Raw genomic sequence first — 5,053 nt, forward strand, 5'->3', positions numbered from 1 at the left:
GCCGCCCTGCCCTCGACCGCCGGTGCCGCGGCGGCCGGCGGGCTCGCCGTCCAGTACCGCACGAGCGCCTCCGGAGCCTCGGCGGACCAGAGCGAACCGTGGCTGAAGGTACGCAACACCGGCAGTGCGAGTGTGCCGCTCACCGACGTCAAGGTGCGGTACTACTTCAAGGCCGACTCGGCCTCGGCGTCCTACCGTTTCGCCTGTTCCTGGGCGGTCAAGGGCTGCGCGAACATCACCGGGACGTTCAAGACCCTGCCGAACCCGACGGCGACGGCCGACCGCTACCTGGAGATCTCCTTCACCTCCGGCGCGGGCTCCCTGGCCCCCGGCGCGGACACCGGGGACATGCAGCTGCGCTTCCACCGCACGGACTGGCAGCCGCTGGGCCAGAGCGACGACTACTCCTTCGGCGCCGGACGGAGCACGTACGGCGACTGGCCCAGGGTCACCGCGCAGCTGGGCTCCGTCACGGCGTGGGGCGAGGCACCCGAGGGCAACGGACCGACCGATCCGACCGATCCCCCCACCGACCCGCCGGCCGACGGCCCCACCCTCTTCGACGACTTCAACTACTCCGGTCACACGGACCCGAGGATCGCGGCGAACGGCTGGAGCGTCCGCTCGAACCCGGGCGGGCCCGGGGTGCCGGGGGCCGTCTGGGCTCCGCAGAACGTCACCTTCAGCACCCAGAGCGGCAACGCGGTGATGAACCTGGAGACCTCCACGGCGGGCACGGGCGCCTCCACGGTGCAGACGGAGATCCTCACGCAGTCCATGAAGTTCCGCAACGGCACCTACGCGGCCCGGGTGAAGTTCAGCGACGCGCCGAGGTCGGGACCGGACGGCGACCACCTCGTCCAGACCTTCTTCACCATCAACGACCTGAAGGCCCCGATGGCGGACGACTACGCCGAGTACGACTTCGAGTACCTGCCCAACGGAGGCTGGGGCGAGCCGGCCAACATCCTCTACACCACCTCGTGGGAGACCTACCGGCCCGACCCGTGGGAGGCCGTCAACCAGCACAGCGAGGTGCGCCGGAGCTATGCGGGATGGCACGACCTGGTGGTGACCGTCGACGACAGCGCCATCACGTACTACGTCGACGGGCAGCACTTCGGCACGCACGGGGCGGCGTACCTCCCGGAGCGGCCGATGTCGATCAACTTCAACCAGTGGCTGATCGACCTGGCCGGCCAGAGCAGCACCACCCCCCGCTCGTACGACCAGCAGGTGGACTACGTCCTGCATGTGAAGGACCAGGTGCTCTCCCCTGCCCAGGTCTCGGCGCTGGTGAGCGGATACAGGGCGGCGGGCACGACGTTCGAGGACACGGTTCCGGCCGTCTGACCAGGCTGATGTGACCAGGAGCGGGGTGGAGGGCCGGCGGGCCGCCACCCCGCTTCCGCGTGCCCGGAATTCGGGCCGCCTCTTGACAGCCTCACCACTCGCCAGGCAATCTTCCGTTAAGCAGAAACGAACTTCCGCGATACGGAAGGAGCGCATGATGGGTTACTCGGACCAGCGCTTCGATGTGAACCTCTCGATCCTCTTCACCGAACTCCCGCTCCTGGAGCGTCCGGCGGCCGCCGCCGCCGCGGGCTTCACCGCGGTCGAGCTCTGGTGGCCCTGGATCGAGACCCCCACCCCCGCGCAGGCCGAGCTCGACGCCCTGAAGAAGGCGCTCGACGACGCGGGCACGCAGCTGGTGGGGCTGAACTTCTACGCGGGCCGGCTCCCCGGCCCCGACCGCGGGGCGCTCTCGCTGCCCGGCGAGGAGTCGGACCGCTTCCGCGCCAACATCGACGTGGCGGCGGACTTCGCGGCCTCGGTCGGCTGCAAGGCGCTCAACGCCCTGTACGGCAACCGCGTCGAGGGCGTGGAGCCGGCCGTCCAGGACGAACTCGCCCTGGAGAACCTGGTCCTGGCCGCCCGCGCGGCCCACCGGATCGGGGCGACCCTCCTGATCGAGACCCTCAACGACACGGAGTCACCGCTCTATCCGCTGGTCAGCGCACCGGCAGGCATCGAGGTCGTCGACCGCGTCAACGAGGCGACGGGCCTGGGCAACGCCACGTTCCTGCTGGACCTCTACCACCTGTCGATGAACGGCGAGGACCTCAGCCAGGTGATCAAGGCGTACGCCGCGAAGACCGGCCACGTCCAGATCGCCGACAACCCGGGGCGCGGCGCGCCCGGCACCGGCTCGCTCCCGCTGGAGCGCCTCCTCGACGAGCTGACCGAGGCCGGTTACGACGGCTGGGTCGGCCTGGAGTACAAGCCGGGCGACCGGCCGAGCGCCGAGTCGTTCGCATGGCTCCCCGCCGCGCACCGGCCGGCCCGCTGAGGCCCGCCCCCTCCCGCACACACGCTTACCGGAAGGCACCCTCATGAGCAGCAACCTCCCCAAGGTCGCCTGGATCGGACTCGGCATCATGGGCTCCCCCATGTCCGAGAACCTGGTCAAGGCCGGTTACCAGGTGACGGGTTACACCCTGGAGCAGGACAAGATCGACCGGCTCGTCGCAGCGGGCGGCAAGGGTGCCGCCTCGATCGCCGACGCGGTGCGCGACGCCGATGTCGTCATCACCATGGTTCCGGCGTCCCCGCAGGTCGAGGCCATCGCGTACGGCCCCGACGGCATCCTGGAGAACGCCAGGCGGGGCGCCCTGCTGATCGACATGTCCTCCATCACGCCGCAGACCTCCGTGGACCTGGCATCGAGCGCGAAGGACAAGGGCATCCGCGTGCTGGACGCCCCCGTCTCCGGCGGTGAGGCCGGCGCGATCGAGGCCGTCCTGTCCATCATGGTCGGCGGCGAGCAGACCGACTTCGACGCCGCGAAGCCGCTGCTCGACGTGCTCGGCAAGACGATCGTGCTCTGCGGTCCCCACGGCTCCGGCCAGACGGTGAAGGCGGCCAACCAGCTGATCGTCGCGGTCAACATCCAGGCCTGCGCCGAGGCCGTCGTCTTCCTGGAGAAGTCCGGGGTCGACCTGTCCGCCGCGCTCGACGTGCTGAACGGCGGGCTCGCCGGCTCGACGGTCCTGACCCGCAAGAAGGACAACTTCCTCAAGCGGGACTTCGCTCCCGGCTTCCGGATCGACCTGCACCACAAGGACATGGGCATCGTCACGGACGCCGCCCGCAACGTCGGCGCGGCACTGCCCGTCGGCGGGGTCGTGGCCCAGCTGGTGGCCTCCCTGCGCGCGCAGGGGGACGGCGGCCTGGACCACTCCGCGCTGCTGCGCTCGGTCGAGCGGCTCTCCGGCTCCCAGGTCTGACCTCCCCGGCCCTTCCCGGGCCCCCCGAACTCCGGGCCGCGGCGGCGCTGACACCTGTCCTGTCGCGCCCAGGCGCTGCCGCGTCCCGGAATCTCTTCCTCCAATTTCAACAAACTGTTGACGTGCCGTTCTCGGCGAATCTACGCTCCTGAAGCCGCCAGCAGCCCCGTACGGAAGGCCTCCATGTCCCAGCGTGTGCTCACGACCGAGTCAGGCGCCCCGGTCGCCGACAACCAGAACTCCGCCACGGCCGGCGCCGGCGGGCCGATCCTCATCCAGGACCAGCACCTGCTCGAGAAGCTCGCCCGCTTCAACCGTGAGCGCATCCCGGAGCGCGTCGTCCACGCCCGTGGCTCCGGCGCGTACGGCTACTTCGAGGTGACCGACGACGTCACCGGCTACACCCGTGCCGACTTCCTCTCCGAAGTGGGCCGCCGGACCGAGACGTTCATCCGCTTCTCGACGGTCGCCGACTCGCTGGGCGGCGCGGACGCCGTCCGCGACCCGCGTGGTTTCGCTCTCAAGTTCTACACGAACGAGGGCAACTACGACCTCGTCGGCAACAACACCCCGGTGTTCTTCATCAAGGACCCGATCAAGTTCCCCGACTTCATCCACTCCCAGAAGCGGGACCCGTTCACGGGCCGCCAGGAGCCGGACAACGTCTGGGACTTCTGGGCCAACTCCCCCGAGGCGACCCACCAGATCACCTGGCTGATGGGCGACCGGGGGATCCCCGCCTCGTACCGCCACATGAACGGCTTCGGCTCGCACACGTACCAGTGGACGAACGCCGAGGGTGACGCCTTCTTCGTCAAGTACCACTTCAAGACGAACCAGGGTGTGCGTTCGCTCTCCGCCGAGCAGGCCGCCGAACAGGTCGGCAAGGACGCCAACTCGCACCAGACGGACCTGCTCCAGGCCATCGAGCGCGGGGTCAACCCGTCCTGGACGCTGTACGTGCAGCTCATGCCGGCCGCCGAGGCGGCGGACTACCGCTTCAACCCGTTCGACGTGACGAAGGTCTGGCCGCACGCCGACTACCCGTTGCAGCGGGTCGGCCGGCTCGTGCTGGACCGCAACCCGGACAACGTCTTCGCCGAGGTGGAACAGGCGGCGTTCTCGCCGAACAACTTCGTGCCCGGCATCGGCCCCTCCCCGGACAAGATGCTCCAGGGCCGCCTGTTCGCGTACGCGGACGCGCAGCGCTACCGGCTGGGCATCAACCACACCCAGCTCCCGGTCAACGCGCCGAAGTCGGCGACCGTCGACAACTACGGCCGCGACGGGCTGCACGCGACCCGGTACGGCTCACGTCACGACAAGAACTACGAGCCCAACTCGTACGCCGGCCCGGCACAGACCGATGCCGCACTGGCCGCGCCGCTTGCCGTGCACGGCTGGACGGGCACGCACGAGGCGCCCGCCCACACGAAGGACGACGACTTCTTCCAGGCGGGCGAGCTCTACCGGCTGATGTCGACGGACGAGAAGGACCGCCTGATCGCCAACATCGCCGGTGGACTCTCCCAGGTCACCCGCGACGACGTGATCGAGAAGAACCTCGCCCACTTCCACGCCGCCGACGCCGACTACGGCAAGCGCGTGGAGGAGGCCGTCCGCGCCCTGCGCGAGGACTGAGCCTCCCTTCCCAGGGCCCTGCCCGTGCCGCGCACCCGGATGAGGGGTGCAGCGCGGCACCGGCAGGACGGGACCGCGGCGGTGGGCGACGCCAGTGCGGTGGCGAAGGGCCGGCCGGCCCGGTT

The 5,053-nt window shown here is 69.9% G+C and carries 4 protein-coding genes; all 4 read left to right on the forward strand.

Going from position 1 to position 5,053, the window contains the following annotated elements:
* The coding region (locus tag VN520_RS04515; RefSeq protein ID WP_325745529.1) for a cellulose binding domain-containing protein at positions 1-1,353 on the forward strand (1,353 nt) is incomplete at its 5' end.
* 157 nt (positions 1,354-1,510) lie between these two features.
* Positions 1,511-2,350, forward strand: a complete 840-nt coding sequence (locus tag VN520_RS04520; protein WP_325745530.1) for a TIM barrel protein — start codon at positions 1,511-1,513, stop codon at positions 2,348-2,350.
* A 43-nt stretch (positions 2,351-2,393) separates the two neighbouring features.
* Positions 2,394-3,287 (forward strand): 2-hydroxy-3-oxopropionate reductase, encoded by an 894-nt coding sequence (locus tag VN520_RS04525; RefSeq protein WP_325745531.1) that lies wholly within the window; start codon positions 2,394-2,396, stop codon positions 3,285-3,287.
* A 183-nt stretch (positions 3,288-3,470) separates the two neighbouring features.
* A complete protein-coding gene (locus VN520_RS04530; protein ID WP_325745532.1) occupies positions 3,471-4,928 on the forward strand; it encodes a catalase in 1,458 nt (485 codons plus the stop codon).
* Positions 4,929-5,053 lie beyond the last annotated feature (125 nt).

Source organism: Streptomyces sp. (assembly GCF_035563135.1).
Lineage (GTDB): Bacteria > Actinomycetota > Actinomycetes > Streptomycetales > Streptomycetaceae > Streptomyces.